This is a genomic window from Burkholderia sp. SRS-25, from assembly GCF_004343765.1.
Taxonomy (GTDB): Bacteria; Pseudomonadota; Gammaproteobacteria; order Burkholderiales; family Burkholderiaceae; genus Burkholderia; species Burkholderia contaminans.
Genome location: NZ_PTXM01000017.1, coordinates 42,784 through 68,410 on the forward strand (window position 1 = coordinate 42,784; position 25,627 = coordinate 68,410).

General features: G+C 68.1%; 20 protein-coding genes and 1 pseudogene. 15 read left to right on the forward strand and 6 right to left on the reverse strand.

The window, feature by feature from the left end; all coding sequences use genetic code 11:
• The first annotated feature begins 239 nt into the window (after positions 1 to 239).
• The 7 genes from C5O79_RS23370 to C5O79_RS23405 all read left to right on the forward strand — a co-directional run bounded on the left by C5O79_RS23370 (position 240) and on the right by C5O79_RS23405 (position 8,685).
• A complete protein-coding gene (locus C5O79_RS23370; RefSeq protein ID WP_047849821.1) occupies positions 240 to 1,268 on the forward strand; it encodes a TRAP transporter substrate-binding protein in 1,029 nt (342 codons plus the stop codon).
• 3 nt (positions 1,269 to 1,271) lie between these two features.
• Positions 1,272 to 3,158, forward strand: coding sequence for a TRAP transporter large permease subunit (locus tag C5O79_RS23375; protein ID WP_046548021.1), 1,887 nt, complete (start codon positions 1,272 to 1,274; stop codon positions 3,156 to 3,158).
• Positions 3,159 to 3,180: 22 nt separating this feature from the next.
• Positions 3,181 to 4,251, forward strand: a complete 1,071-nt coding sequence (locus C5O79_RS23380; RefSeq protein ID WP_047849822.1) for a LacI family DNA-binding transcriptional regulator — start codon at positions 3,181 to 3,183, stop codon at positions 4,249 to 4,251.
• Entirely contained in the window at positions 4,248 to 5,270 is a 1,023-nt protein-coding gene (locus C5O79_RS23385) for a hydroxyacid dehydrogenase (RefSeq protein ID WP_047849823.1), read from the forward strand. Before C5O79_RS23380 ends, C5O79_RS23385 begins: the two co-directional genes overlap by 4 nt.
• Positions 5,267 to 6,091 carry an amidohydrolase family protein gene (locus C5O79_RS23390; protein WP_122476103.1) on the forward strand — a complete coding sequence of 275 codons (825 nt, stop codon included), beginning with the start codon at positions 5,267 to 5,269 and terminating at the stop codon, positions 6,089 to 6,091. Before C5O79_RS23385 ends, C5O79_RS23390 begins: the two co-directional genes overlap by 4 nt.
• Before the next feature lie 666 nt (positions 6,092 to 6,757).
• Positions 6,758 to 7,531, forward strand: coding sequence for a hypothetical protein (locus C5O79_RS23400; RefSeq protein WP_046548017.1), 774 nt, complete (start codon positions 6,758 to 6,760; stop codon positions 7,529 to 7,531).
• Positions 7,532 to 7,551: 20 nt separating this feature from the next.
• Positions 7,552 to 8,685 (forward strand): transporter substrate-binding domain-containing protein, encoded by a 1,134-nt coding sequence (locus C5O79_RS23405; protein ID WP_122476100.1) that lies wholly within the window; start codon positions 7,552 to 7,554, stop codon positions 8,683 to 8,685.
• 94 nt (positions 8,686 to 8,779) lie between these two features.
• Here C5O79_RS23405 and C5O79_RS23410 read toward each other — a convergent pair whose 3' ends face one another.
• Entirely contained in the window at positions 8,780 to 9,868 is a 1,089-nt protein-coding gene (locus tag C5O79_RS23410) for an ionic transporter y4hA (RefSeq protein ID WP_122476098.1), read from the reverse strand.
• Between the two features lie 550 nt (positions 9,869 to 10,418).
• Here C5O79_RS23410 and C5O79_RS23420 point away from each other — a divergent pair.
• The 5 genes from C5O79_RS23420 to C5O79_RS23440 all read left to right on the forward strand — a co-directional run bounded on the left by C5O79_RS23420 (position 10,419) and on the right by C5O79_RS23440 (position 16,198).
• Entirely contained in the window at positions 10,419 to 11,975 is a 1,557-nt protein-coding gene (locus C5O79_RS23420) for a 3-hydroxyacyl-CoA dehydrogenase (protein WP_122476095.1), read from the forward strand.
• A 58-nt stretch (positions 11,976 to 12,033) separates the two neighbouring features.
• On the forward strand, positions 12,034 to 13,356 hold the full coding sequence (gene paaK, locus C5O79_RS23425; protein WP_122476093.1) for a phenylacetate--CoA ligase PaaK: 1,323 nt from the start codon (positions 12,034 to 12,036) through the stop codon (positions 13,354 to 13,356).
• A gap of 38 nt (positions 13,357 to 13,394) precedes the next feature.
• Positions 13,395 to 14,195 carry an enoyl-CoA hydratase-related protein gene (locus C5O79_RS23430; protein WP_122476090.1) on the forward strand — a complete coding sequence of 267 codons (801 nt, stop codon included), beginning with the start codon at positions 13,395 to 13,397 and terminating at the stop codon, positions 14,193 to 14,195.
• A 160-nt stretch (positions 14,196 to 14,355) separates the two neighbouring features.
• Positions 14,356 to 15,027: a MarC family protein gene (locus C5O79_RS23435; RefSeq protein WP_046548012.1), complete on the forward strand. Its 672-nt coding sequence runs from the start codon at positions 14,356 to 14,358 to the stop codon at positions 15,025 to 15,027.
• Positions 15,028 to 15,217: 190 nt separating this feature from the next.
• Entirely contained in the window at positions 15,218 to 16,198 is a 981-nt protein-coding gene (locus C5O79_RS23440) for an aldo/keto reductase (RefSeq protein ID WP_122476087.1), read from the forward strand.
• 20 nt (positions 16,199 to 16,218) lie between these two features.
• Here C5O79_RS23440 and C5O79_RS23445 read toward each other — a convergent pair whose 3' ends face one another.
• From C5O79_RS23445 to C5O79_RS23465, 4 genes are all read right to left on the reverse strand, one after another.
• On the reverse strand, positions 16,219 to 17,085 hold the full coding sequence (locus C5O79_RS23445; protein WP_046548010.1) for a CPBP family intramembrane glutamic endopeptidase: 867 nt from the start codon (positions 17,083 to 17,085) through the stop codon (positions 16,219 to 16,221).
• 74 nt (positions 17,086 to 17,159) lie between these two features.
• Entirely contained in the window at positions 17,160 to 17,816 is a 657-nt protein-coding gene (locus tag C5O79_RS23450; RefSeq protein ID WP_046548556.1) for a VC0807 family protein, read from the reverse strand.
• Positions 17,817 to 17,974: 158 nt separating this feature from the next.
• A complete protein-coding gene (locus C5O79_RS23455) occupies positions 17,975 to 19,912 on the reverse strand; it encodes a HAMP domain-containing sensor histidine kinase (RefSeq protein WP_122476085.1) in 1,938 nt (645 codons plus the stop codon).
• 442 nt (positions 19,913 to 20,354) lie between these two features.
• On the reverse strand, positions 20,355 to 21,419 hold the full coding sequence (locus tag C5O79_RS23465; RefSeq protein WP_047849830.1) for a 2,3-butanediol dehydrogenase: 1,065 nt from the start codon (positions 21,417 to 21,419) through the stop codon (positions 20,355 to 20,357).
• 526 nt (positions 21,420 to 21,945) lie between these two features.
• Between C5O79_RS23465 and C5O79_RS23470 the strand changes: the two are divergent.
• Together C5O79_RS23470 and C5O79_RS23475 are read left to right on the forward strand one after the other, a co-directional pair.
• Positions 21,946 to 22,080: pseudogene (locus C5O79_RS23470) on the forward strand (MFS transporter); the annotation flags it as partial.
• Positions 22,081 to 22,118: 38 nt separating this feature from the next.
• The gene (locus tag C5O79_RS23475) at positions 22,119 to 22,598 is read left to right on the forward strand and encodes a DUF3331 domain-containing protein (RefSeq protein WP_122476080.1); all 480 of its coding nucleotides are present in this window, start codon (positions 22,119 to 22,121) and stop codon (positions 22,596 to 22,598) included.
• A gap of 24 nt (positions 22,599 to 22,622) precedes the next feature.
• On the opposite strand, the gene C5O79_RS23480 is transcribed toward C5O79_RS23475, so the two are convergent.
• Entirely contained in the window at positions 22,623 to 23,825 is a 1,203-nt protein-coding gene (locus tag C5O79_RS23480; RefSeq protein ID WP_122476077.1) for a GNAT family N-acetyltransferase, read from the reverse strand.
• Between the two features lie 216 nt (positions 23,826 to 24,041).
• Here C5O79_RS23480 and C5O79_RS23485 point away from each other — a divergent pair, with 216 nt between their 5' ends.
• The gene (locus C5O79_RS23485) at positions 24,042 to 25,514 is read left to right on the forward strand and encodes a PLP-dependent aminotransferase family protein (protein WP_122476075.1); all 1,473 of its coding nucleotides are present in this window, start codon (positions 24,042 to 24,044) and stop codon (positions 25,512 to 25,514) included.
• Positions 25,515 to 25,627 lie beyond the last annotated feature (113 nt).

A 25,627-nucleotide genomic window follows, 5' to 3' on the forward strand; every position in this document is an offset into this window, starting at 1 on the left:
AAAAGTCTGTCGTCTGATGATTGGGGTTGCCCGCTCGAATCATTTACGGATGATTTGGAATTGGCGGGAATCCCGTTGATTTACAAATAAACCGACCGGAAATCGACGGCACGGATCTCGCATTTTTACCCTCGTCACGGGAAAACCCTCATTTTGATCTCATCGGTCGTCGTATTACTGTATCGATACACTAAATCGATACAGTGCGTCGCGAGACGCCATCGCAAAGGAGACGGCCCATGAATACCTACACCCGGCGGCGCTTTCTGCAGACGGTGTCCGCCGCCACGCTCGCGGCCGCAGGCGGCTTGCCGGAAGCCGTGCGCGCGCAACCGGTCGTGACGCTGCGTTGCTCGTCGTCGATGCCGGCCGACCAGAACGCCGCGCACTACGTGTGGTACGAGCGTCTTGCCGCGAACCTGAAGGCGAGCGTCGGCGACGCAATCCGGGTCGACTACTTTCCGAACAGCCAGCTCGGCAAGGAAAGCGATGTCGTGCAGCAGGTCAAGATCGGCGCGATCGACATGATGATCGCGGGCTCGTCGATCTGGGCGACGGTGGCGCCGGAGCTCGGCATGCTCGATCTCGGCTATCTGTTCGACAGCTATGCGCATGTCGCGAAAGTGCTCGACGGCCCGGTCGGTGCAAGCCTGAACACGCTGCTGCAAAAGCGCGCGGGCTGCTCGGTGCTGACCTGGGGCTCGCATTTCGGCGGGCGCTGCGTGTTCACGAAGCAGCCCGTGCTGGCGCTGCAGGGGCTGAAGGGCACGAAGCTGCGTGTGCTGCCGACGCCGGCGTTCATGGACACCTTCAAGGCGATGGGAGCCGTGCCGACACCGATTCCGTTCGGCGAGCTGTACATGGCCGTACAGACGGGCGTCGTCGACGGGCTCGAGCACGATCCGGCCACGGTGCTCGCGAGCAAGTTCGACGAAGTGGTGAAATCGTGCTGGCAATCGCACCATGTGTTTGCCGCGATGACCGTCGTGATGGGGCGGCGCGCGCTCGACCGGATTCCGGCGAACCTGCGCCCCGCGTTCGATCGCGCGATAGCCGACGCAACCGCGCAGCAGCGTGCGATTGCCGCGCAGAAGGCCGACCAGGCCGAGCAGGCGCTGAAGCAGCACGGCATGAGCTTCCATCCGATGTCGGCGGCCGAACGCACGGCGTTGCGGCAGACCATGCACGACCGGCTCTATACGGCATTCGCCACGCAGTATCCGGCGACCGCGCCTCTGTTTCCGGCGATCGCCGCCGGGCGGGGCTGAACGATGGAGACCTGTTCCGTTTCGGGCGCCGCGGCGGCGCCCGGCGCCGGCCGCCCGGCACGCCGCGTCGCGCGCATGCTGGACGCGATGCTGCGCGCGATCGAATACGCGTCCGCGGCGGTGCTGGCCGTCGATGTGCTCGTCGTGTTCGTGTCGGTCGTGTGCCGCTATTTCCTGCACGATCCGCTCGACTGGACCGAAGAGGTCGCGAGCGCGCTGATGATCGTGCTGGTGTTTTTCGGCGCGGCGACGGTGCTCGGGCGCAGCCAGCACGTCGGCATCGACTTGTTCCGCGGCTGGTTTCCCGCGCGCTGGCAGGGCGCCCTCGTGCAGATCGGGCACTGGATCGTCGCGGCCGTCTCGCTGAACCTGCTGGTGTCGTCGTGCCAGTTGCTGGCCGATTCGTACGACCAGTTGACGCCGGGCGGGCTGCCGGGCTGGATCAACGTGTACCCGATGATGTTCGGCGCGCTGTTCATGACCGTGTTCGCGCTTGCGAACGCGCTCGACGCGCCGCGCCGCCGTGTAATCGGCACGCTCGCGTGCTGCGCGGGGCTCGCGGCCGCGCTGTACGGATGGAATGCGCTGGCGCCGGCGCACGCGATCGCGCCGGGCATGCTGCTGGCGGCCGGTTTCGTCGGCGGGCTCGTGCTGGGCGTGCCGATCGGTTTCGTGCTCGCGTTCTCGGCGCTGCTGTATTTCCTGGCCGACCCGACCCTGCCGCTGCTCGTCTATTCGCAGCAGGTCATGGCCGGCGCAGACCACTTCGTGCTGCTCGCCGTGCCGTTCTTCGTGCTGGCCGGGCTGCTGATGGAGTCGAACGGCATGTCCGCGCGGCTCGTCGAGCTGCTGCTGCGGATCTTCGGGCGCGTGCGCGGCGGGCTCGGGTTGATCGTGATCCTCGCGACGGCCTGCTTTTCCGGTGTGTCGGGCTCCAAGCTCGCCGACATCGCGGCAGTCGGCGGCGTCGTGATGCCGGCCGTGCGCCGCGCGCGCCAGGATCCCGACGAAACCGCCGCGCTGCTCGCGTGCAGCGCGGTGATGGCCGAGACCATCCCGCCATGCGTGAACATGATCATCATGGGCTTCGTCGCGAACATCTCGATTGCCGGGTTGTTCGTCGCGGGCATCGTGCCGGCCGCGGTGCTGGCCGCGTCGCTCGCGGCGGTCACGGTGGTGACCGGGCGCAGGATCGACGTCTCGGCGGTGTTCACGGAACGCCGCGCATGGTTGCCGCTCGCGGGCGGCGCGCTGGTTGCGCTGGTGATGGTCGCGATGATCGGCAAGGGCGTGACGTCGGGGATCGCGACGTCGACCGAGGTGTCCGCGTTCGCGGTGGTCTATGCGCTCGTGGCGGGCTGGCTCGCGTTTCGCGAGCTGACCTGGCGTTCGGTCGGGCGTGTGCTCGTACGCGCCGCATCGATGGCTGGCGGCATCCTGTTCATCGTTGCCGCGGCGTCGAGCGTGTCGTTCGCGCTGTCGATCGAGCAAATCCCGGCGCTGGTCTCGGGCACAATGACCGCGTTCGCCCACCAGTACGGTGCGACGATGTTCCTGCTGCTCGCGGCGCTGGTCATGATCGTGTTCGGCGCGGTGCTCGAGGGGGCGCCGGCGCTGATCATCTTCGGGCCGCTGCTGGCGCCGATCGCGCTGCAGCTGGGCATCAACCCGCTGCACTTCGGCACGGTCGTGGTGGTGGCGATGGGGCTCGGGCTGTTCGCACCGCCGGTCGGACTGGGCCTGTTCACGACCTGTGCGATCACGGGCACCGAAGTCCGCCACGTCGCGCGGCCGATGGTGAAATATCTGCTGGTGCTGGTCGCCGCCCTCGTGGCGCTGATTCTCGTGCCGGCGTTTTCGTTGTGGCTGCCGGCCCGTTTCGGCCTGTAGCCACCTTTTACAGCAAGACGACATGAGTACGATTCAGGACGTGGCCCGTCATGCGGCCGTATCGGTCAGCACGGTTTCGAACGTGCTCAACGGCCGTACCGACCAGATGAAGCAGGAAACGCTCGAACGCGTGAAGGCCGCGATGGAAGTGCTGCAGTACCGGCCCAGCACGCTCGCGCGCCAGCTCAAGACGGGACAGACGCCGCTCGTCGGGCTGCTGGTGCCATCGATGGCGAACCCGATGTACGGCTACATCGCGCGCGAGGTCGAGGCCTGCGCGCAGGAACGGTACGGCCATCGCGTGCTGATCGGCAATACATATCGTGATGCGAAGAAGGAGGCGTCGTTCTTCGACGACCTGTTCGCACATGGCGTGCGGCGCGTGATCGTGATTTCGTCGCTGGCCGACGAGCGCCACCTCGAGCGCGCGGCCGAGCGCGGGATGACGGTGGTGAGCTACGACCGGCGCGCGACGCCCGGCGAGTCGTCGAAGGTCGAACACGTCACCGCCGACAACGAGGCCGCCGCGCGGCTCGCGACGCGCTGCCTGGTCGATGCGGGACACCGGCGGCTCGCGTTCGCGACGGTCGCCGGCATGACGGTGAGCCGCAGCGACAAGATCCGCGGCTTTCTCGAGACGGCGCGCGAGGCAGGCATCGACGCACACGCGCGGGTGCTCGACGGCGGCCCCGCGAACGAGTACGGCGACGCCGTGATCGTCGACGTGGGGCGTGCGCTGGGCGTCGCGCTTGCCGCCGATCCGGCGCGGCCGACCGGCATCGTCGCGGTCAACGACCTGTTCGCGCTCGGCCTGATGGCCGGGTTGCGCGACGGCGGCCTGCGCGTGCCGGACGACGTGTCGGTCGTCGGGATGGACGGACATTTCCTGTCGGCGATTTCCAATCCGGCGCTGACCACGGTGCAACTGCCCGTCACCGAGATGGCCGAGGACATGGTGCGGCGCGTGATGCGGCCGGATGGCGATACGCCGCTGGCGCACGAGCCGCACGTATTTTCCGGCGTGACGCTTGTCGAGCGCGCATCGGTCGCGTCGCCGCCGCAAGCGGACCGCTCGCACGGAGGGGCCGCATGACGCGCGTCTTCGTAACGCATCCTTCGGGGATGCTCGACCGTTATTTCGGCGCGAAGGCCATGCGCGCGCTGCAGGCGATCGCGGACGTCACGTGCAACCCGCTCGATCACGAGCTGGGCACGGACGAACTGATCGCGGCCGCGCAGGGTTGCGATGCGATGATCGCGTACCGGCAGACGCCTGCGCCGCGGGCGCTGTTCGCCGGGCTGCCCGCACTGGCGGCGTTCCTGCGCTGTGCGGTCGACATCCGCACCGTCGATGTCGACGCGGCGAGCGCGTTCGGCGTGCTGGTCACGCAGGCGAGCCCCGGCTTCGCGCCGGCGGTCGCCGAGTGGGTGATCGGCGCGATGATCGATCTCGCGCGCGGTATCGGCCGTTATGCGTCGGCCTACCACCTCGGGATGCCGCCCGTGCCGCAGATGGGGCGCGAATTGCGCGGCAGCACGCTCGGCCTGATCGGTTACGGACAGATCGCGCGCCACCTTGCGCCGATCGCGACGGCGCTCGGGATGCGCGTGCTCGTCAGTGATCCTTACGTGCGCGTCGACGCGCCGATGCTTGAACAGGTCGAGTTCGCGACGTTGTTGCAAGCGGCCGATTTCGTCGTGTGCCTCGCGCCGGCGACGCCGGCCACCGCGAACCTGATCGATGCGGGCGCGTTCGCGGCCATGAAGCCGGGCGCGTATTTCATCAATGCGTCGCGCGGCGAACTGGTCGACGAGCAGGCGCTGTCCGAGGCGCTCGACACCGGCCGGCTCACGGGCTGTGCGCTCGACGTCGGGCGCGCGGCGGACCAGATGCCGACGCCCGCGCTCGCCGCCCATCCACGCGTGATCGCGACGCCGCATGTCGGCGGCCTGACGCTGCCCGCGGTCGAGCACCAGGCGCTCGAGACGGTCGATCAGCTCGCCGCGCTGCTCGCCGGAAGGATGCCGCGCGGCGCCGTCAACGCAGGGCACGCAACGCGGCTGGCGCGCTGGCGCACGGCGGGGGCCGATACCGGGCCGGGAGCGCGATGAGACACGACCCTCCCACCGGGCGGCCGGCCCACGCGTGCGATTGCCACATCCACATCTATGACGACGCCTATCCGCTCGCGCCGACGGCGACGTTCCGTCCGCCGCACGCGCCGGTGGACGCGTATCGCCGGGTGCAGCAGACGCTCGGCCTGGGCCGTGTCGTGATCGTGCAGCCGACCGGCTATGGTGTCGACAACCGTTGCCTGCTCGACGCGCTGGCCGCATTCGGCCAGCATGCGCGCGGCGTCGCGACGTTGCCGGTCGACGTGCCGGACGCCGAGCTGGCGCGGTTGCACGCGGCGGGCGTGCGCGGCGTCCGGTTCATGATGTTGGCGGGCGGCCTGGCGCGGTGGGATGACCTGGAGCGGGTGGCCGCGCGGATCGGGCCGCTTGGCTGGCACGTCGACCTGCAATTCGACGGCCGGACGCTGCCCGAGGTCCTGCCGTTGCTGTCGTCGCTACCGGCGCGGGTCGTGATCGATCACACGGGCAAGTTCCTGACGCCCGTCGCGCCGGACGCGCCCGAGTTTCTCGCGCTGCGGCGCCTGCTCGATCGTGGCCACGCATGGGTGAAGCTGTCCGCGCCGTACGAGACGTCGCGCTCGGGCGCGCCCGGTTACGACGATGTCGCCTGTCTCGCCGCCGTGCTTGCGCGCCACCACGCGGCGCGTTGTGTATGGGGCAGCAACTGGCCGCACCCGAACGCGTCTCCGGCCCCCGACGACTTGCGCCTGCTCGGCTGGCTGGACGACTGCACGGCGGACGACGCGGTCAGCCGCGCGATTCTGGTCGACAACCCGACCGTGCTTTACGGATTCTGAGCCGGTCGCAAGGACGAGGCCGAGCGTGACAAGCTTTCAATCCGGAAGCTTGCGCATGCGTTGGCAAGCAATCCTGACCGAGCACGACGGGTCGCAGTCCTGCGAATCCTTACCGTGCTGAAAGCTGGTTCGCAACCGGTGTTCCAACGGAGGAACGCGACGCTTCGCTGCACTGCGACAACTGCTTGACGCTGCATGCCGGTCGGCGCACGATACGTCCGTGCATTTGGAGCGGGACGCGCCGGCCGCGCGGTTCCTGCACCCGCGATACGCAGAAGAACAACGATGAGCCTTTACGCACTCGTACCGGAATACCGGCCCCGCGTTTGTCGGCCCGCCGGAACAACGCTTCACCCGACGCCTGTCGCGTCACGTATCCGTCATCCCGTTTCGTACCGTGCATCGGTACACTTTCCCATCCGCGCGCGAGCCGCGACGATGAACGGCGCCCGTCCGGCGCGCCGCATCGCAGCGTCGTTTGCCGCTCCTCACCACCGCATCCCGAACGGCGCCTACACCGGCGTCTCGTGACGTCCGTCGCGCCCATCCTTGCATTGCGCCGCCGGCTTGCCTGACTGCCCGGCGGCACCGGAGTCCGAAGCATTTCGATTGAGCTTGAAGAGGCAAACGCACGCAGTTCGGTTCGAGGTTCAAGGAGAAAAACTCATGTCGCAGCTTTCGAATGAAGAAGCAAACGGCAGTTCGGGGAGTGGCAAGGTCAAGCTGATCAAGTGGGCGATCATCATCGCCGGCGTCGCGATCGCGGCACCGGCGGCGTTGTTCATCCTGAAGGGCGTGATCGCACTGGTCACGGCGGGCGTGATCGGCCTCGGTGCGATCTATTTCGCGCCGGTCGTCGCGATGAAGTTCGCGAACCAGAAGGTGAAGATGATCGTCCAGGAGGCGCAGGCCAATCCGATCGAGACGCTGATCAACCAGCTCGCGGAGAAGCGCCAGGCAGCGCAGAAATTCGCGGACAGCATCACCGCGTTTCGCACCGAGGTGAAGAACTTCGAGAACAAGACGGAGTTGTTCGAGAAGCAGTATCCGGACGACGCGCCGCGCTTCCGGCAGCAGCTCGACACGATGAAGCAGCTGCTCTCGTTTCGCGAGGGCCGCTACAAGCAGGTGCAGGCCGAACTGAAGAACTTCGCATCGGCGATCGACCGCGCGAAGGCGATGTGGGACATGTCGCAGGCCGCGCAGCAGATGAACAAGCTCGCGGGCCGGCAAGCGTCCGACACGTTCGAGCAGATCAAGACCGACGTGGCCGTCGATTCGGTGATGCGCTCGGTCAACAAGGCGTTCTCCGAAATGGAGACGTCGCTGATGGACAACCCCGAGGTCAAGCAGGCACAGCAGCAGGCGGTGATGAACGCGCCGCACGCGCCCGGGCTCGACGCGACGACTCCCGCGCAACTGCCGTCGAAACAACAATAACTTCCTGCAGGCTTGCAACCATGAAAAAACTTCTTGGCGCCATCGCATTTCTGGTCGTGCTCGTCGGCGTATGGATCGTGCATCAGGGCGGCCTGTCGACGTTGATTCCCGCGCATGACGCGGCTCCGGCATCGACGTCCGCGCAAAATGGCGACACCGGCCAGCCCGCGCAGCCTTCACCGTCGGCCAACGTCCTGCCGGCCGGCTTCACGCCGCAGGCCAGCGCGCTGAAATCGATTGCCGAAAACGGCATCGTGCGGATCTCCGTGCAGAACCCGAGCGAACCGTTCTTCGGCGAGGACAAGGGCATGCCGCACGGCTTCAACGTCGAATTCGCGCGGCTGCTGTTCGCGGATCCGTCGTTCTCGCACGGCGGCAAGCCGGTGGTCGTCGATACGCGTCACGAGGTCGACACATACCCGGGCGTGCCGAAGCAACTGCTCGATACGGATGCGAAGGGGAACCACGTGGTCGACGTGGCGATGGACGGGCTGACGTTCCCGGACAACACGCCGTCGGGCGTCGTCTATTCGGTGCCGTACGTTGACGATTTCGGCTATTCGCTGATCGTGCGGCAGGGCTCCGCGATCCGCTCGACCGACGATCTTGCGGGCAAGACGGTCGGCATCCTGAAGGGTGACCCGGACGTGCGTGCGTTCGTCACGCGCCAGTACCCGAACGTGAAGTTCGTCGAGGTCGACGATTCCGATCCGGCCTTCATTGCGAAGAGCATCGACGGCCATACGGTCGACGCGTTCATCTACGACTATCCGTTCGCGGTCAGCTCGATCAAGGACACCGACCTGAAGTTCGCGGTGACCAAGCTCGACGGCTCGAACATCGCGTACAAGATCGGCGTGCGCGCGGACGACCAGGATCTGCTGATCTACCTGAATGCCGCGATCGCGAAGCTCAAGCAGTCGCCCCAGTATCTCGACCTGCTGCGCAAGTACTTCGTCAGCGACCAGGCGGTGACGACCGCGGCCGCGTCGGGCGAGCATACGTACGTGGTGAAGGCGGGCGACACGCTGAACATGATCGCGGCGAGCAAGCTCGGCAGCGGCCAGCGCTATCGCGAGATTCAACGCCGCAACAACCTCGCCAACCCGAACCTGATCCTGGCGGGCCAGCATCTGGTGATTCCGGTGCGGTAACGGCGGCGCGGCGGGAACGAAGGAAGCTGAGGGGACGTGAAGGAAGGCGCGCGGCCCGGCGGAGAGGATCCGCCGGGCCGCGCGCCTTTCTGCGTCAATGCGTGATCGACAGGAACAGGTATGCAGCGAACAGCGACAGGTGCACGACGCCGTGCAGCACCGTCGTGCGCCCCTGGCTGAGCGTCAGCGTGCTGACGAGCAGGGTGAGCGCCAGCAGTACGGTTTCCATCGCGCCGATGCCGAGCGTGAGCGGCTGGCCGACCCAGATGAACACGGCCGCGACGGTCGGGATCGTCAGCCCGATACTCGCGAGCGCCGAACCGAGCGCCAGGTTCATGCTGGTCTGCAGGCGGTTCGCGCGTGCGGCGGTGACGGCCGCGAGCCCTTCCGGCAGCAGCACGAGCGCGGCGATCACGATACCGACCGCGGCCTCGGGGGCGCCGAGCCGCATCACCGCGTGCTCGACGGCCGGCGACAGCAGCTTCGCGAGCAGCACGACCGCGACGAGGCTCGCGAACAGCAGCAGCATGCTGATCACGGCGGTGCGGTTGCTCGGCGCTGCCGCGTGGACGGCCTCGTTCGCGCTGTCGTGCTCGGCGAGGAAGTAGTCGCGGTGGCGCACGGTCTGCACGAACACGAACGCGCCGTACAGCACGAGCGACGACACGCCGGCGAACGCGAGCTGCGATTTCGAGAAGAACGGGCCCGGCGCGGCGTTCAGGTAGTTCGGCATCACGAGCGACAGTACCGACAGCGATGCCAGCACCGCGAGCGCCTTGCTGGCGCCGCGCCCCTGGAAGTCCTGTTCGCCGTGCTTCCACGCGCCGACCAGCAGGCAGATACCGACGATGCCGTTGCAGATGATCATCACGGCGGCGAACACGGTGTCGCGGGCGAGGCCCGATTTCTCGGGGCCCGCGCCGAGCATCACCGACACGATCAGCGCGACTTCGATGACGGTCACGGCGACCGCGAGCACGAGCGTGCCGAACGGTTCGCCGACGCGGTGCGCGACGACTTCGGCATGGTGGACGGCGGCGAACACGGCGCCGGCGAGGGCGGCGGCGAACACCGCGATGACGAAGCCTTCGGCCGGCACGACACGCGACAGCGCGAGTACCAGCCACGCGGCAAGCGGAGCCACGAGGGTCCAGCGCGGGAGCTGGTTGGACGAGAGCGGCATGGAGGGTTTCCTTATGCGAGTGACGGCGCGCGACGCGTCGTCACGGGTTGACGAAGCCCGGCCGTACTATCCGCCGAACGAGGATGATGAAACCGAAGGGGGCTGCACGCAACGGTGCTGCCCGGGGTTCGCCGCCATGAGGCGGCGAGGGGCGCGGGCGGGCCGGAGCCCGTCGCTGGATGAAACGGTTCGATGCAGCCGGCCGCGAACGGCGAGGCGAGCACGTGTGACGACGCACGGGCCGGAGGCGCGGTTCCGACCCCGAAAGAGCGGCCGACGATGGACGGCAGTGGCGGCGTGACACGCGGTTTCCCCCTGAAATCCGGCGGTTTGTCGAATTTTATCAGGCGTTCGGGGGTCACTATCTCATATTCGAATTCTTTCATAGACCTTTCGGTTCATAAAAAGTGCCCCGACCTTTCAATTTTTTTGTCTTTGCAGTTTCCGTAACGGTCTCTTGCACGACAAATTCGGGCTCGCCCTGACATAAATCTACCGACCGGTCGGTTTATAATCACTCACACTCCCACTTCATGACGGATCGCAAGCGATGGCTGTTTCTTCTGCACATTCGGTGAACTCGGGCGCGCTGGCGCCGTCGGCCGTCGTCGGCGTGATCGGCGCCGGCGCGATGGGCGCAGGCATCGCGCAGGTCGCGGCGGCGGCCGGCCATGCGGTGCTGCTGTACGACCTGAACGAAGCCGCCTGCGACAAGGCGCTGGCCGGCATCCGCGCGCAGTTCGCGCGGCTCGCGGAGAAGGGCCGGCTCGAACCGGCGCAGGCCGACGCGGCCGGCAGCCGGATTCGCGCAGTGCGTGAACTGGCCGACTTCGCGGGCGCTGCGCTGATCGTCGAGGCGGCGGCCGAGCGGCTCGACGTGAAGCGCGAGATCTTTGCGACGCTCGAGCGCCATGTCGACGATGCGTGCCTGCTGGCCACCAATACGTCATCGATCTCGATCACGTCGATCGCGGCCGGGCTGCGCGTGCCGCAGCGTGTTGCCGGCCTGCATTTCTTCAACCCGGCGCCGCTGATGGCGCTCGTCGAGGTGGTCAGCGGGCTCGCGACCGCGCCCGAGGTCGCCCAGGTGCTGGTTGCGACCGCCGCCGCGTGGGGCAAGCAGCCCGTGATGGCGAAATCGACGCCGGGCTTCATCGTGAACCGCGTCGCGCGGCCGTATTACGCGGAGGCGCTGCGCGTGCTGAACGAGCAAGGCGGCGCGCCGGCATCGATCGACGCGGTGATGCGCGAGGCCGGCGGCTTCCGGATGGGGCCGTTCGAGCTGATGGACCTGATCGGCCACGACGTGAACTTCGCGGTGACCGAATCGGTGTTCCGCGCGTACTTCAACGATCCGCGCTACACGCCGTCGCTGATCCAGCAGGAACTCGTGAACGCGGGGTTCCTCGGGCGCAAGTCGGGCCGCGGCTTCTATTCGTATGCGGACGGCGCGACGCCGCCCGCACCCGATCTCGAAGCACCGCGCGACGCGCCGGCCGACGTCGCGCTGTTTGCGCAGGACGGCCCGGCCGCCGCGCTGCATGCGCGCTTCGCCGAACGCTTTCCGGGCGCCCGGCAGGCCGGCGCGCATGCCGACGACCTGCTCGCGACGGCCGGCCGTGCATCGATCGCGCCGACCGACGGCCGTACCGCGACCGTGCGCGCTGCGCAGACGGGCGTGGCCGATCTCGTGCTGGTCGATCTTGCGCGCGATTACGCGCAGGCCGGGCTCGTTGCACTGACGCGCGCGCTCCAGTGTAGCGATGCGGCCTACGCGGATGCGGTCGGCCTGTTCCAGCAGGCGGGCTTTCGCGTCGTCGGCGTCGCGGACGTGCCGGGCATGGTCGCGATGCGCACCGTCGCGATGCTCGCGAACGAGGCGGCCGACACGGTGAACCAGGGCGTGTGCTCGCCCGCCGATCTCGATCTCGCGATGGAGAAGGGCGTGAACTACCCGTGCGGCCCGCTCGCGTGGGCCGATGCGATCGGTATCGGCCGCGTGCATCGCGTGCTGTCGAACCTGGCGGCGAGCTACGGCGAGGACCGCTATCGCGTGTCGCCGCGCATCGCCGCGCTGCATGCGGCCGGCCGCACGTTCCGGTCGTAGCCTCGCCCCCGTTGCATCGAACACGATAACGACATCACTCCATTGGAGGAGCACCCCGATGACTCACCCGACGCATTCCGCCGCCGCCCTCGAGCCGATCGAGACCGCCAGCCGCGACGAACTGCAGGCGCTGCAGCTCGAGCGCCTCAAGTGGTCGCTGCGCCACGCGTACGACAACGTCCCGCACTATCGCCGCACGTTCGATGCGGCGGGCGTGCATCCGGACGACCTGAAGTCGCTGGCGGATCTCGCGAAATTCCCGTTCTCGACCAAGAGCGACTTGCGCGACAACTATCCGTTCGGGCTGTTCGCGGTGCCGCGCGAGCAGGTCGTGCGCGTGCATGCGTCCAGCGGCACGACGGGCAAGCCGACGGTAGTCGGCTACACCGCGCGCGACATCGATACCTGGGCGAACGTGACCGCGCGCTCGATCCGCGCGGCCGGCGGCCGCCCGGGCGATACACTGCACAACGCATTCGGCTACGGGCTCTTCACCGGCGGCCTCGGGATTCACTACGGCGCGGAACGGCTCGGCTGCATGGTCGTGCCGATGTCGGGCGGGCAGACCGAGAAGCAGGTGCAGCTGATCCGCGATTTCGAGCCGAAGATCATCCTCGTCACGCCGTCTTACATGCTGAACCTGATCGACGAGATGGTGCGGCAGGGGATGGACCCGGCCGAATCGTCGCTGAAGATCGGCATCTTCGGCGCCGAGCCGTGGACGCAGGCGCTGCGCGAGGAAGTGGAGACGCGCGTGGGCATCGACGCACTCGACATCTACGGGCTGTCGGAAGTGATGGGCCCGGGTGTTGCGTGCGAATGCGTCGAGACGAAGGACGGCCCGGTGATCTGGGAAGACCATTTTTATCCGGAGATCATCGACCCGGTCACGGGCGAAGTGCTGCCCGACGGCAGCCAGGGCGAGCTGGTGTTCACGTCGCTGACGAAGGAGGCGATGCCCGTGATCCGCTACCGCACGCGCGACCTCACCGCGCTGCTGCCGCCGACCGCGCGCGCGATGCGCCGTCTCGCGAAGATCACGGGCCGCTCCGACGACATGCTGATCGTGCGCGGCGTGAACGTGTTCCCGAGCCAGATCGAGGAGATCGTCGTCGCGCTGCCGCAGTTGTCGGGCCAGTTCCAGATCACGCTGTCGCGCGACGGGCACATGGATCGGCTCGACCTCGCGGTCGAACTGCGCTCCGAGGCGGCCGCGTCCGTCAGCGAAAGCGATCGTGCGGCACTCGCGCGCGAGCTGCAGCACCGGATCAAGACGATGGTCGGCGTGTCGTCCGGCGTGACGGTGCTGGCGGCGGGCGGCATTCCCGCGACCGCGACCGGCAAGGCCAGGCGCGTGATCGATCGCCGCCAGGCCGCCTGATTCCCCTGTTTGCCGTTCTACCCGAGGAAACCTGTTCGATGGATGGATTGAAGACCCTGGCCGTCACGGTCGATGCGCGCGGCATCGCAACGGTCGCGCTGCAGCGCGGCGACGTGCTCAACGCATTCGACGAGACGATGATCGCCGAACTGACCGACGCGTTCACCACGCTCGGCCGTCGTGACGACGTGCGCGCGATCGTGCTGCGCTCGGATGGCCGCGCATTCTGCGCGGGCGCCGACCTGCAGTGGATGCAGCGCGCGAGCGCGAACGATGCGGCCGCGAACCTGCGCGATGCGGAGCGGTTCGCCGCGATGATGCGCGCGATCCGGCAATGCCCGAAGCCGACGGTGGCGCGCGTGCAGGGCCATGCGTTCGGTGGCGGCGTCGGCCTGTGCGCGGCGTGCGACATCGTGATCGCGAGCGATCACGCGCGATTCTCGGTCAGCGAGGCACGCTTCGGGATCCTGCCGGCCGTGATCGGCCCGTATCTGGTCGAGGCGGTCGGCCAGCGCCAGGCGCGCCGGCTCGCGTTGACGGCGACCCAGCTCGCCGCGGGCGAAGCGGTCGCGATCGGCCTGATCCACCAGGCCGTGCCGCTCGATGCGCTCGACGAAGCACTCGACAAGACGCTCGCCGAACTCGGTCGCAACGGCCCGAGCGCGCTGATGGAGATCAAGCGCTTCTTCGATGCGATCGGCGAGTATCCGCCGTCGGACGAGCGTGCGGCCTTCACCGCACGGACGATCTCCCGCGTGCGAGCGGCGCCGGAAGCGAAGGAAGGCTTCGCCGCGTTCTTCGCGAAGCGGCCGCCGGCGTGGGAGGCGGGCGCCGAGTAACGGGAAACCGCGGGGAAACCGCGGGGAAACCAAGGGGAAACGGCGACGATCGACGGCACGGCGGGCCCGGCCGAATTTTGCGGCTCGGGCGCGGGCGCTTGCTCTACAATGCGTGACCTCCGGCGCGCTGCCGGCCCAGCCCCGACCGATTCTTCATCCGATGATCGTCAACCGCCTTATCTCCGAGATCCTGTTCGGCTTCACCGGCCTGATCGGCATCATCAACCCGATCGGCATCGCGTTCCTGTTTCTCGAACGGACCGAGGCGCTCACCGAGCAAGAACGCGATCTGCTCGCGAGGAAGGTCGCGTTCAACGCGTTCGTCGTCCTGATGGTCGCGTTCTTCGCCGGCACGCCGGTGCTGCATTTCTTCGGTATCTCGATGGAAGCGCTGCGGATCGGCGGCGGCTTCGCGGTTGCGGTGGCCGGCTGGCAGATGCTGAACGAGCCCGACGGGCCGGGCGGCGGCGACACGCCGGTCAAGCCGATCGACGCGAATGCGATCATGACGCGCGCATTCTTCCCGCTGACCATGCCGCTGACGGTCGGCCCCGGCTCGATCGCGACCGCGATCGCGCTGAACGCGAACCGCACGCACAAGCTGTCGGAGTTCGCGCTGTCGAGCATCGTGTCGATTGCCGTCTCGGTGCTGGTTGCGATCGTGATCTGGCAGGTCTACAGCCGCTCCGCGCTGCTGTCGCGCTACCTCGGCAGCGAAGGCACCAAGGTCGCGAAACGCGTGTCGGCGTTCCTGCTGCTGTGCATCGGCGTGCAGATCATGCTGACCGGCTTTTCCGCGTTCCTTCAGCCGATCGCCGACCAGGCCAAGTAAGCAAGCGACCCGCGCCGCTGCGCACGTGCTGCGCGGCCGGCGCCCCGCACGACCTCGCGCTCGCGGGCACGCCCTTCGCACCTTGCGGCGACGCCGCACGCATTTTTGCCGCCCGGGATACCATGCGACGGTTCGGCGGATGCGCGGCGCGCATCCGGCCGTCAGCTCAACTTCAATGGCGAGGCGTGCAATGGAATACGTGAAATTCGGATCGACAGGACTGGAGGTGTCGAAGCTGGTGCTGGGTTGCATGACGTTCGGCGAACCGTTACGCGGCTCGCATCCGTGGACGCTGCCGGAAGCGGAGAGCCGTCCGATCATCCAGCGGGCGGTTGAAGCCGGCATCAACTTCTTCGATACCGCGAACATGTATTCCGACGGCACGTCGGAGGAGATCGTCGGCCGCGCGCTGCGCGATTTCGCAAAACGCGACGACATCGTGATCGCGACCAAGGTGTTCTACCGGATGCGCCCTGGGCCGAACGGCGCGGGGCTGTCGCGCAAGGCGATCATGACCGACATCGACCAGAGCCTGAAGCGGCTCGGCACCGACTATGTCGATCTCTACCAGATTCACCGCTGGGACAACGGCACGCCGCTCGAGGAGACGCTCGAGGCGCTGCACGACGTCGTGAAGGCCGGCAAGGCGCGCTACATCGGCGCGTCGTCGATGTTCGCGTGGCAGTTCGCGAAGGCGCTGCACACGTCGAAGCAGCACGGCTGGACCCGCTTCGTCAGCATGCAGAACCACCTGAACCTGCTGTATCGGGAAGAGGAGCGGGAAATGCTGCCGCTGTGCGAAGACGAAGGGATCGCGGTGATTCCGTGGAGCCCGCTCGCGCGCGGCCGCCTCACGCGCAACTGGGACGAGTCGACCGAGCGGCAGCAGAGCGACGCGGTCGGCCAGCGGCTTTACGACGCGACGGCGGAGTCGGACAAGGCGGTCGTCGATGCCGTTGCGACGATCGCGGCCGCGCGCAACGTGCCGCGTGCGCAGGTCGCGCTCGCCTGGGTTGCGCAGAAGCGCGGCGTCACCGCGCCGATCGTCGGCATTTCGAAGCCGCAGCAGCTGGACGACGCACTGGCCGCGCTCGAACTGAAACTGTCCGACGACGAGATCGCCACGCTCGAACGCCCGTACGTGCCGCACGCGGTCGCCGGGATCAACTGAGCGGCGGCGCCGCGCGGCCGTCAGCGCGCGGCGTCGAGCATCGGGTAGGTGAACAGGCCGAAGTGAACGACGTTCAGCCCCGCATGCGCGAGCGCGGACGCGAGCAGCCCGCCGCGCCGCCACGCTAGGCCGTAGCCGACGCCGGCCACCGTGCCGAGCACGATCCATTGCCAGCCGCCGGCCGCATGCGCTGCGCCGAACAGCGCCGCGCCGATCGCAAGCGCGGCCCACGGCCCCCATGCGAACGCGTGCAGCGCGCGCGTCAGCCCACCCTGAACGTAGCCGCGGAACAGCGCTTCCTCGGCGAGCGTCACGATCAGCAGGTTGTTCACGAGCCACAGCCAGCCCGACGGCGGCCATTTGGGCGCCCAGCCGACCATCCCGAACGCGAGCGCGCCGGCCAGGCACGCGGCCGCCGTTGCGACGGCCGCCACCGCGCCGGTGCGCAGCGCGCGCGACAGCGGGATGTCGGGGGCGACCCACGGCAGCACCCACACCAGCCACAGGCCGACGAGCGGTTTGTCGAGATTCAGGTACATCGTGAACGGCGCGGCATCCGGCGTGAAGCGCGTCGGGCCGATCACGCGCGGATTGTGGAAGCCGGGAATCAGGTGCAGGCTGAGCGCGATCGCGACGGCGGCAAAGACGACGTGCGCGGCGATGCGCACCGCGCGCGGGCGCTCGGGCATCACGCCCCAGGCGGCCGCGGCCAGCAACGCGAGCGGGGCCAGCGCAAGCGGCCCGAGCATGCCGAACGCCAGCGCGCACGCATAGCCGAGCGCGGCGAGGCCGACGCTCAGGCCGTGCTGCGGGCGATGCCACGCGAACGCGGCGGCCGCGAACAGGGCGAGCCAGATCGTGGCGGACGGAAGGAGCGAAAGAGACATGACAGGAGCGGCATTCGTCGGACGAGACGCCGCGCATCATACAGCAGCCGTCGTGCGACGACGGTGGGGAGCGGTCAGCGGCCGGCGGTTTCGGTGGCGCCGTCGCGGCCCGGGACGTGGACGCTGTTGCGCTCGCGCATCCGCCGCCGGTACCAGAACGTCCACAGCAGCAGACAGCCGAACACCGTGTAGCCCATGACCGGCGATACGACCAGCACGCGTTCGACCGGCCAGGTCACGACCATCCAGAGGCGCAGCAGCATTTCCAGCGTCATGAACGCGCCCCAGACGAAGGTCATCCGCCGGAGCATCTGCCGCAGCCCCGGCTGTGCGTTCCAGACGGCTTCGAAATGCGCGGCGCCGCCGTCCATCTCGCGGGCCACCGTGGCGCGGGCGAGGTAGAAGATCAGCGGGCGTTCGCGGAACAGCGACAGCAGGAACACGACGCCGATCGTGCCCGACGCGAGCGATTCGCGCATCAGCAGCGTGCGGGCGCTGCCGCCGAGCGCCATCCCGAGGATCGACAGCGCGATGCCCAGCAGCACGATGGCCGCCACCGCATCGACGCGGCGCGAGCGGATGAATTCGACGATCGACCAGATGATCGGTGGGACCGCCGACGCATACAGCGCGCCGGTTTCGCCGAAATACGGCTGTGCGGCCCGGTAGGCAACCCAAGGCAGCACCAGGTTGACGAAGAGTTCGAGGATCAGTCCGGCTCGCGGTTTCACGGTGAGCAATTCCACGCAGGTGGGGCGAACCTGCAAAGGGCGTGGTGGCCCGCGGTTGCCCCGAAAAGGGTTCGGTCCAGTATATCGAAGAATCGGGCGCGGCTGCGGCATCGCTTCGCCGCTTGCAGCTTGTGCTGCCGTCGTCGCCAGCGCCGTCGTTATGGCGTCGTCACAGCCGGCAGCGTGATCGTGACCGTGGTGCCCTGCAGCACGGCGCTGTCGACGTGGATGCTGCCTTGGTGCCGCTCGACGACGGCCTTGACGAACGCCATGCCGAGCCCGACGCCGCTGGTTTCCGGCTGGCCGGCGGTGCGGAAGCGCCGGTAGCGCTCGAACAGCCGCATCTGGTCCGCGCTGCTGATCCCGCACCCGCTGTCGCGGATCGTGCAGCGCACGGTCTTGCCGTCGGCGCCCGGCTCGACCCTGCATTCGACGCTCGTCAGCGATGCGCTGTACTTGACGGCGTTGTCCAGCAGGTTGATCAGCGCGCGCGACAGCAGCGCCGGGTCGCCCAGCACGATCGTGTCGTCGCGCCGCGGCACGTCGTCGATCGACATGGATTTCCGGTGCGCGAGCGGCCACACCGCGTCGCGAGCCTCGTTCATCAGGTCGGCGAGGTTGGCCGGCACGCGTTCGTAGTCGCTGGCCTCCGCCCGCGAGAGCTGCGCGAAGCCGTCGGCCATCGCCAGCGTGTGCCGCGCCAGCTTGCCGATTCTCGCGAACTGCTGATTCGTCTGCACGTCGCCCGCTCTGCCTGCCTGCGTGTCGATCAGGATGATCAACGAGGTCAGCGGAGCGCGCATGTCGTGTGAGAACAGCGTCAGCATGTCGTTGCGCTGGCGCTCGAGCATGTCGCGGCGGACGGTCGCGTGGCGCAACGTTTCGAGCGCGTGATGGATCCGCGCGATCTCCGGCCCGATGCCGCGCGGCATCGCGACGTGCGACGTATCGCCATCGCTGAGCGCGACGATCCGGCGGCCGAGCGCATCGAGCGGCTTCGACAGCAGCCGCTGCACGCCGCGCGCGAGCGACGCGAGGATCGCGATGCACAGTGTCGTGGCGAACGCCGACAACGCGACCTTGATCCGGGCGGTGTTCCGGTCGCCGATCACGCGACGCCGGGCGAGGTCGATCACGCGGTCGCGCAGCAGCTCGCTCGGCCGGAAATGCGGCACGATCGCGCGGGAAAAGTCGGCCGCACTCATCGCATAGACGCCGTTCTTGCCGCCGGCGACGGCCGCGTCGACGAGCGGCAGGATGTGCGCGTCGAAGGCCCCGTTGAGCTGCGCGTATTCGCGTGCCACGTCGGGGTCGTCGAGCTGCGCGCCGATCGAGCCGTCGATCAGCGCGCGCAATTGCTCGATGCGGCCGCGCATCCGCATGATGTCCGCGAACTGCGTGCGGTCGAGCGCCTGCCGCGCGAACATCGGCGCGATGAGCAGCGAGCCCGTGCGGCCCGCGTATTCGCGGAGATCGCCGAGAAGCCGCGCGAGCAGGATCGCACCCGACGTGCGCGGGTCGCGCATCGCGGTATCGGTCATTGCGCCGTCGATCAGCAGCGACAGCGTGTCGACGATCCGGAACAGGCGCGCCTGCGCGTGCTGGATGTCGTGAACGCTGCGTGTCGCGAGCGGCCGCATGCCGAGTGCATCGACTTCCGAACGCGCATCGGCGAGCGTGATCCGGACCGAGTCGAGTGCATGCAGCAGGTTGCTGCGTTCGCGATCGTCGAGCACGGTTGCCTGCGCAATGCCGGCGCGAAAACGTTCGAGCGCCTGGTCGGAACGTACGCGCGCGGCGAGCAGGTTGCGGGCCTCGGCGGCGCCGTCGTCCTTCAGGCGCACCAGCAGGTCGTTCGTCGGGCCGCGTTCGGCCGAGATCACGTTGGCGGTGCTCATCGCGCCACGAACGAATTCGAAGCTCTGCAGGTCGGCATTCTCCTGCCGGTATTGCCGGAAACTCCCCCAGATGATCGTGCCGCACAGCAAGGCCAGCAGCGTGGTGACGAGTGCGAAGCCGATATGGGTCTTCTGCTGGATCGTCAGCGATCGATTGTTATATGCGCGTTCCCGGCTAAACGAGAATGAACGATTCATGACACACCATGTTTGCAAGCTATCCCGGGTGGGCCCGTATTCTCGGCCTGTCGGCGCCGTGACACCGTAAGGTTTTGTGGGGGCGGTGGCCGCCTTCAAGGGGGCGGCCACGAATGCGGCAGGGAGCCGGATCGTGCCTTGCACAGGATCACCTTGCGTCAGTGTCCTGTCGACACCGGACGAATTTCGCTTGATCCGGAGAAACCCTGATCGTGCATCGGACCGGTGGTGAATTACGACGGATGGTTTGGATTGCGAATGTTTCGGATCGTCGTGTTCGATCGGCGCGCGGCACGACGTTCGCGACGGACGACGGCGGCAAGGAAGGGGCGCTGGAAGGGAATGGCAGGCAGGCGCGCCGCCCGCGCACGGACGACGCTTCAGGGTGACGATTGCAGCACGCGTGCCGCGGCGCGAATCGGTGCCGCGGCGGTGCGAGCGATCAGGCGAGGGCGGGCTGGACGATGATCTTCACGTTCCGGTCCTTGTGGTTGACCAGTTCCTCGAAGCCGTGCGAGACGATGTCGCCGAGCGCGATGCGCCCGGTGATGAGCGGCTGCACGTCGATGCGGCCGTCCGCGATGAAGCGGATCACGTCCGCGAATTCGCCGTTGTACGCGAGCGAGCCGATCACTTCCTTCTCGGTCGACACGATGTCGAAGAAGTTGAACGGCGCCGGCTCCTCGAAGATCCCGACCATCACCGACTTGCCGGCCTTGCGGATCACGTCGATCGCGAGCTTCGCGGTGGCCGTGTGCCCGATGCACTCGAACGACACGTCGGCGCCGTAGCCGCCGGTCAGCGCCTTGACTTCCGCGATCGCGTCGGACGTCTTCGGATCGATGACCACGCTCGCGCCGACCTCCAGCGCCTTCTGCTTGCGCGCGGCCGACATTTCCAGCGCGATCACGCGCCCGGCGCCCGCGGCCTTCGCGCACATGATCGTGCACAGGCCGATCGTGCCCGCGCCGACCACGACGACGGTCTGCCCGACGATGTTGCCGGCCTTCTTCACCGCATGCAGCCCGACCGCGAGCGGTTCGATCAGCGCGCCGGCCTCGGTCGGGAAGTCGTCGGGCAGCTTGTACAGCAACTCGGCCGGCACGTTCACGTATTCGGCGAATGCGCCGTTGTTCATCAGCCCGGTGAACGCGAGGTTCTCGCAGATGTTGTACAGGCCGTGCTTGCAATACCAGCAGGTGCCGCAATGCTGGCAGGCGTCGGCCGTCACGCGATCGCCGACCGCGTAGCCCGTCACGCCCGCGCCGAGTGCGGCGATCTCGCCGCTGAACTCGTGACCGAGGATGCATTGGCCCTTCAGGCCCGTCAGCGGATGCGGCGCATCGACCGGGATGAAGACGGGGCCCGCGACGTATTCGTGCAGGTCGGAGCCGCAGATCCCGCACCAGTGCACGCGAATCGTGACCCAGCCTGCCGGCGGGCGCTCGGGAACGGGAACCTGTTCGACGCGGATATCGTGGCGGCCGTGCCAGACGGCGGCTTTCATGCTGGGGGCGGTGGTCGATGCCGGTGTACTCACGTTGCTGTCTCCATCAGGTTGTCGTCGGGCGCGAGGCGTGGCTGCCGGTGCGCCCGTCGCGCGATTGCGCGATCGACCGGCATGCAGGAACGGGGCCAGCTCGAGTGGGGCGCCGGACGGCGATCAGATGAGGTGGGCGCGGTGCGACGCACCATTCACCAGCGCATTGACAGGAAATGATTTGACGGAAGAACGATGTGAAATTTGCTGCGAAAGCAAAAACTCAGGTTGGGTGAGACGCTGGGACGTTCGTCTCAGCGCAATGAGACGAATTGCGAGACGCACGCCGCCACGCGGATCCATTGCCGCGATCGACGGAACGGACCGTTGCGCACATTACCCCTTTACTTGAAGTTAACTTCAATTTGTATCATGTGCGCCGGTCCGATCGCGGGCGTGTGACGCATCCCGTTGCACGCGGCCGTTTCAACGGAGGGGGAGATGACCGAATCGCCTGTCGCGGCCGATGCCGCCACGCTGTCGTCGCGCAGCTATCGGGCCGCTGGCGATCGGCTCGATCGTCGGCGCATTCGGCTGGTCGGGCGGCATCGGGCTGATGCTCGCGGCTGCCGTCACCGGTGCGGCGATCGACCTGTCGCTGCTGCGCGAACCGATGGGCCGGCGCTGAGCGCGGCGCCGTTCAATCTGCTCGGAAATCCGTCAAGCATGCTCAACACCATGGAAAGCCTGATTTGCGAAGAAGCTCCGCCGTGCGATGCATCGGCATGGAGCGAACACGATGCGATGCCGCTGCGTGGCGGTGTCGCGCATCCGCTCACGACGATCGACCGGGCGCTCGTTCCCGAGCACGTGGCGGCGGCCGTCTCGCCGTTGCGCCCGCAACTGTTCGTCACGGTGCTGGAGGCCGACGACAATGCATTGCTGATCCGCTGGGTCGAGAGTGGCCGGTGCCATTACGGCGAGCAGCGCTGGCGCTTGCGCGTCGCATTGCAGCCGGGTCGCTGCGCGATCTCGGGGCAGCCGATCGAGGCGGGAGAGCCGGTGTTCCGGCCGGTGCGAAGGCCGGTACCGGCGAATGGCGACGAGATGATCTGCCCGGCGTCGGTGCCGGGTGCGGCCGGCCTGGCACGTGACGCCGCCGCGGAGGGCGACGACGCGCACGAGCCGGCCGACGTTTCCGGTTGAACGCCGTCCGGCTGCGCCGCCGCGTTACTTCTTCACGTCGTGCCGGTACTGGATGAACCCGGCGTTGTTCGCGAGCTTGTCGTACAGCGCGCGTGCCGTCGTGTTGGTTTCGTGCGTGAGCCAGTACACACGGCTCGCCCCGGCTTCGCGGGCATGTTCGTACACGGCCTCGATCAGCGCGCCGCCGGCGCCTTGCCCGCGTGCGTCGGGTGCGGTGTACAGGTCCTGCAGGTAGCAGTACGGCCCTTCGGTCCAGCACGAGCGGTGGTAGATCGAGTGCACGATCCCGACCAGCGCACCCGATGCGTCGAATGCGCCGAGCACGAACATCGGCTCGGCGGGATCCATCAGGCGCGCCCACGTCGTGGCGAATACCGCCTCGCTCAGCGCGGTGTCGTAGAACTTTTGATAACCCTGCCACAGCGGGCGCCACGCGGCTTCGTCGGCGGCGACGAGCGGGCGCACCGTGACGCGTGTCGCGTCGTTCGCGCGGCTGGCCGCATCGCGCGCGCTTGCCTGCGCGTGGCGGATCGCAGTGAGCGACTGGCGTTGCTTGCCTTGGGCGTCGAAGTTCTCCGGTGCGAGCCACGCGTCGAACGCGGCGCGCACATCCGGCCATTCGCCGTCGATGATCGAGAACCACGCGGTGTCGCGATTGCGGCCGCGATAGATGATCGCCTGCCGGAACGTGCCTTCGTAGCGGAAGCCGAGGCGTGCGGCGGCCTTGCGCGACGGGAGGTTCAGATCGTCGCACTTCCATTCGTAGCGCCGGTAGCCGAGCGTGTCGAACGCGTACTTCATCAGCAGGAACTGCGCTTCGGTCGAAATGGGCGTGCGCTTGAGCAGCGGCGAGAACGTGACGGAGCCGACCTCGATCACGCCGTTGGCCGGATCGATGCGCATCAGCGCGAGCGTGCCGACCGCGCGGCCGGTGGCGCGGTCGATCACCGTGTAGTGCAGCGGATCCGGGCTCGCCTGCGCGGCGCGCGCGTACTCGCGGTAGCTCGCTTCGTCGGCGTACGGGCCGTGTGCGAGATAGGTCCAGTCGCTGCCGTCCGGCGCCTGCGAGTAGGCGGCGTGCAGGTCGGCCGCGTGGCGCTCGGCGTCGAGCGGTTCGAGCCGGCAGTAGCGGCCTTCGAGCACGATGCGCTCCGGGCGCGGGCGCGCGGACCAGTCGGGAACGGGGTGGCCGATGGGTTGCTGGAAAGCATTGGTGAGCGTGGACAAGGTCGATCTCGCTTCGGTTGGCGGCCGGCGACATACCGGCATGCAGACGATCGTAGTCGCGACGAGGTACCATGAGAAGCGCCAGAGATCCGCAAATTTATGGTGCCACGCATTTGGGGGCGCAAACCGCGAGCCGCATGCAACTCGCCGTGCGCAACGAGCTGTCCGCCGCCAGCCGTGCGCCATGTTCCGACATTTTCACGCTGCGATGCTCCGATGACGACTGTTCTTCCCTCCGGCGATGCGCCGTTGCTGCCGCTCGACGCGCCGCTGGCGCGCACGCCGGGCGCGCCTTCGCTGCAGCGCCAGTTGCTGCGCCGCGTGCGCGACGCGATTCTCGGCGGTGCGATGCCGGCCGGCACGCGCTTGCCCGGCACGCGCGCGCTGGCCGAGACACTCGGCGTGTCGCGCAACACGACAGCCGCCGTCTACGAGCAGCTCGTGGCCGAAGGCTTCCTGCAGTCCGACCGCCGCGGTACGCGCGTGGTCGGGTTGTCACGGCCGGCGCCGCCGCGCCGGCGTGCCGCGCCTCCGGCCGTCGCGCAGCGCCTCGGCCGGATTCGCCCGAGCCGCATCGGCACCGGTGAATCGGAGGGCTTCCGGCCGGGCGTGCCCGCGCTGACGCATTTCCCGGCGGACGCATGGCGCCACGCGATCGACCGCGCGCTGCGCCGCGCGGGCCGCGACCTGCTCGGCTACGGCGACCCGCTCGGCGAGCCCGCGTTGCGCGAATCGATCGCGCGCCATCTGGCCGTGACGCGCGGCGTGCGCTGCGATCCCGAGCAGATCGTGATCACGGAAGGCGCACAGGGCGCGATCGCGCTGTGCGCGCAGTTGCTGACGAACCCGGGCGATACGGTGTGGGTCGAGGAGCCCGGCTATCGCGGCGCGCGCACCGCGATGCAGGCGGCCGACCTCGACGTCGTGCCGATGCCGGTCGACGCGGAAGGGCTGCGTGCCGAAGAGGATGACTGGCGCGAGCGGACGCCGCGCCTCGTCTACACGACGCCGTCGAACCAGTTCCCGACCGGCGCCGTCCTGTCGATCTCGCGCCGGCTCGCGCTGATCGATGCCGCACGCCGGCATCGCGCGTGGATCGTCGAGGACGACTACGACAGCGAATTCCGTCACACCGGCGAGCCGATCGGCGCAATGCACGGGCTCGCGCCCGATTCGCCCGTCGTCTATCTCGGCTCGTTCAGCAAGACGATGTTTCCGGCGCTGCGGATCGGTTTTCTCGTGCTGCCCGACGCGTTGCTGGCGGCGGTGCGGCCAGTGTTGCCCGAGATGCTGCGCGGCGGGACGCGCCACGTGCAGCTCGCGCTGGCCGATTTCATCGAGACGGGCGAGTACGGCCGCCATCTCGGCCGCATGCGCCGGCTGTACCGCGACCGGCGGCGCTTGCTGCTGGCCGCGCTCGACGGCAACCTGAGCGTGCCGCATCAGATCGAGGGCGGCCCGTGCGGGCTGCATCTCGCGCTGCGGCTGCCGGCGCGCTACCGCGATCGCGCGATCGTCGACGCGGCGCGCGCGCATGGCATCGGGCCGTTTCCGTTGTCGGGTTTTTCGATCGATGCGGCATCGGCGGGCAACGGGCTCGTGCTCGGTTTCGGCAATACGTCGGCCGACGCGTTCGAGCCGATGTTGCGGATGCTGTCGGCGATCGCGGAGCGGGTGGGTGGGGAGTGACGTGGGGGCGTCCGAGCGCCCGCGATACGTCACCCGTCGCCGGTGATTTCCGCGATCGTATCGATTTCGTTTTCGACCTCGCATTCGCTTCGGCATCCCGACAGGAGAATCGA

Excerpts from the sequence above, each read along its gene's own strand:
- C5O79_RS23370 (WP_047849821.1), top strand. The coding sequence starts at position 240 with ATGAATACCTACACCCGGCGGCGCTTTCTGCAGACGGTGTCCGCCGCC.
- C5O79_RS23375 (WP_046548021.1), top strand. The coding sequence starts at position 1,272 with ATGGAGACCTGTTCCGTTTCGGGCGCCGCGGCGGCGCCCGGCGCCGGC.
- C5O79_RS23380 (WP_047849822.1), top strand. The coding sequence starts at position 3,181 with ATGAGTACGATTCAGGACGTGGCCCGTCATGCGGCCGTATCGGTCAGC.
- C5O79_RS23385 (WP_047849823.1), top strand. The coding sequence starts at position 4,248 with ATGACGCGCGTCTTCGTAACGCATCCTTCGGGGATGCTCGACCGTTAT.
- C5O79_RS23390 (WP_122476103.1), top strand. The coding sequence starts at position 5,267 with ATGAGACACGACCCTCCCACCGGGCGGCCGGCCCACGCGTGCGATTGC.
- C5O79_RS23400 (WP_046548017.1), top strand. The coding sequence starts at position 6,758 with ATGTCGCAGCTTTCGAATGAAGAAGCAAACGGCAGTTCGGGGAGTGGC.
- C5O79_RS23405 (WP_122476100.1), top strand. The coding sequence starts at position 7,552 with ATGAAAAAACTTCTTGGCGCCATCGCATTTCTGGTCGTGCTCGTCGGC.
- C5O79_RS23410 (WP_122476098.1), bottom strand. The coding sequence starts at position 9,868 with ATGCCGCTCTCGTCCAACCAGCTCCCGCGCTGGACCCTCGTGGCTCCG.
- C5O79_RS23420 (WP_122476095.1), top strand. The coding sequence starts at position 10,419 with ATGGCTGTTTCTTCTGCACATTCGGTGAACTCGGGCGCGCTGGCGCCG.
- paaK (WP_122476093.1), top strand. The coding sequence starts at position 12,034 with ATGACTCACCCGACGCATTCCGCCGCCGCCCTCGAGCCGATCGAGACC.
- C5O79_RS23430 (WP_122476090.1), top strand. The coding sequence starts at position 13,395 with ATGGATGGATTGAAGACCCTGGCCGTCACGGTCGATGCGCGCGGCATC.
- C5O79_RS23435 (WP_046548012.1), top strand. The coding sequence starts at position 14,356 with ATGATCGTCAACCGCCTTATCTCCGAGATCCTGTTCGGCTTCACCGGC.
- C5O79_RS23440 (WP_122476087.1), top strand. The coding sequence starts at position 15,218 with ATGGAATACGTGAAATTCGGATCGACAGGACTGGAGGTGTCGAAGCTG.
- C5O79_RS23445 (WP_046548010.1), bottom strand. The coding sequence starts at position 17,085 with ATGTCTCTTTCGCTCCTTCCGTCCGCCACGATCTGGCTCGCCCTGTTC.
- C5O79_RS23455 (WP_122476085.1), bottom strand. The coding sequence starts at position 19,912 with ATGAATCGTTCATTCTCGTTTAGCCGGGAACGCGCATATAACAATCGA.
- C5O79_RS23465 (WP_047849830.1), bottom strand. The coding sequence starts at position 21,419 with ATGAAAGCCGCCGTCTGGCACGGCCGCCACGATATCCGCGTCGAACAG.
- C5O79_RS23475 (WP_122476080.1), top strand. The coding sequence starts at position 22,119 with ATGCTCAACACCATGGAAAGCCTGATTTGCGAAGAAGCTCCGCCGTGC.
- C5O79_RS23485 (WP_122476075.1), top strand. The coding sequence starts at position 24,042 with ATGACGACTGTTCTTCCCTCCGGCGATGCGCCGTTGCTGCCGCTCGAC.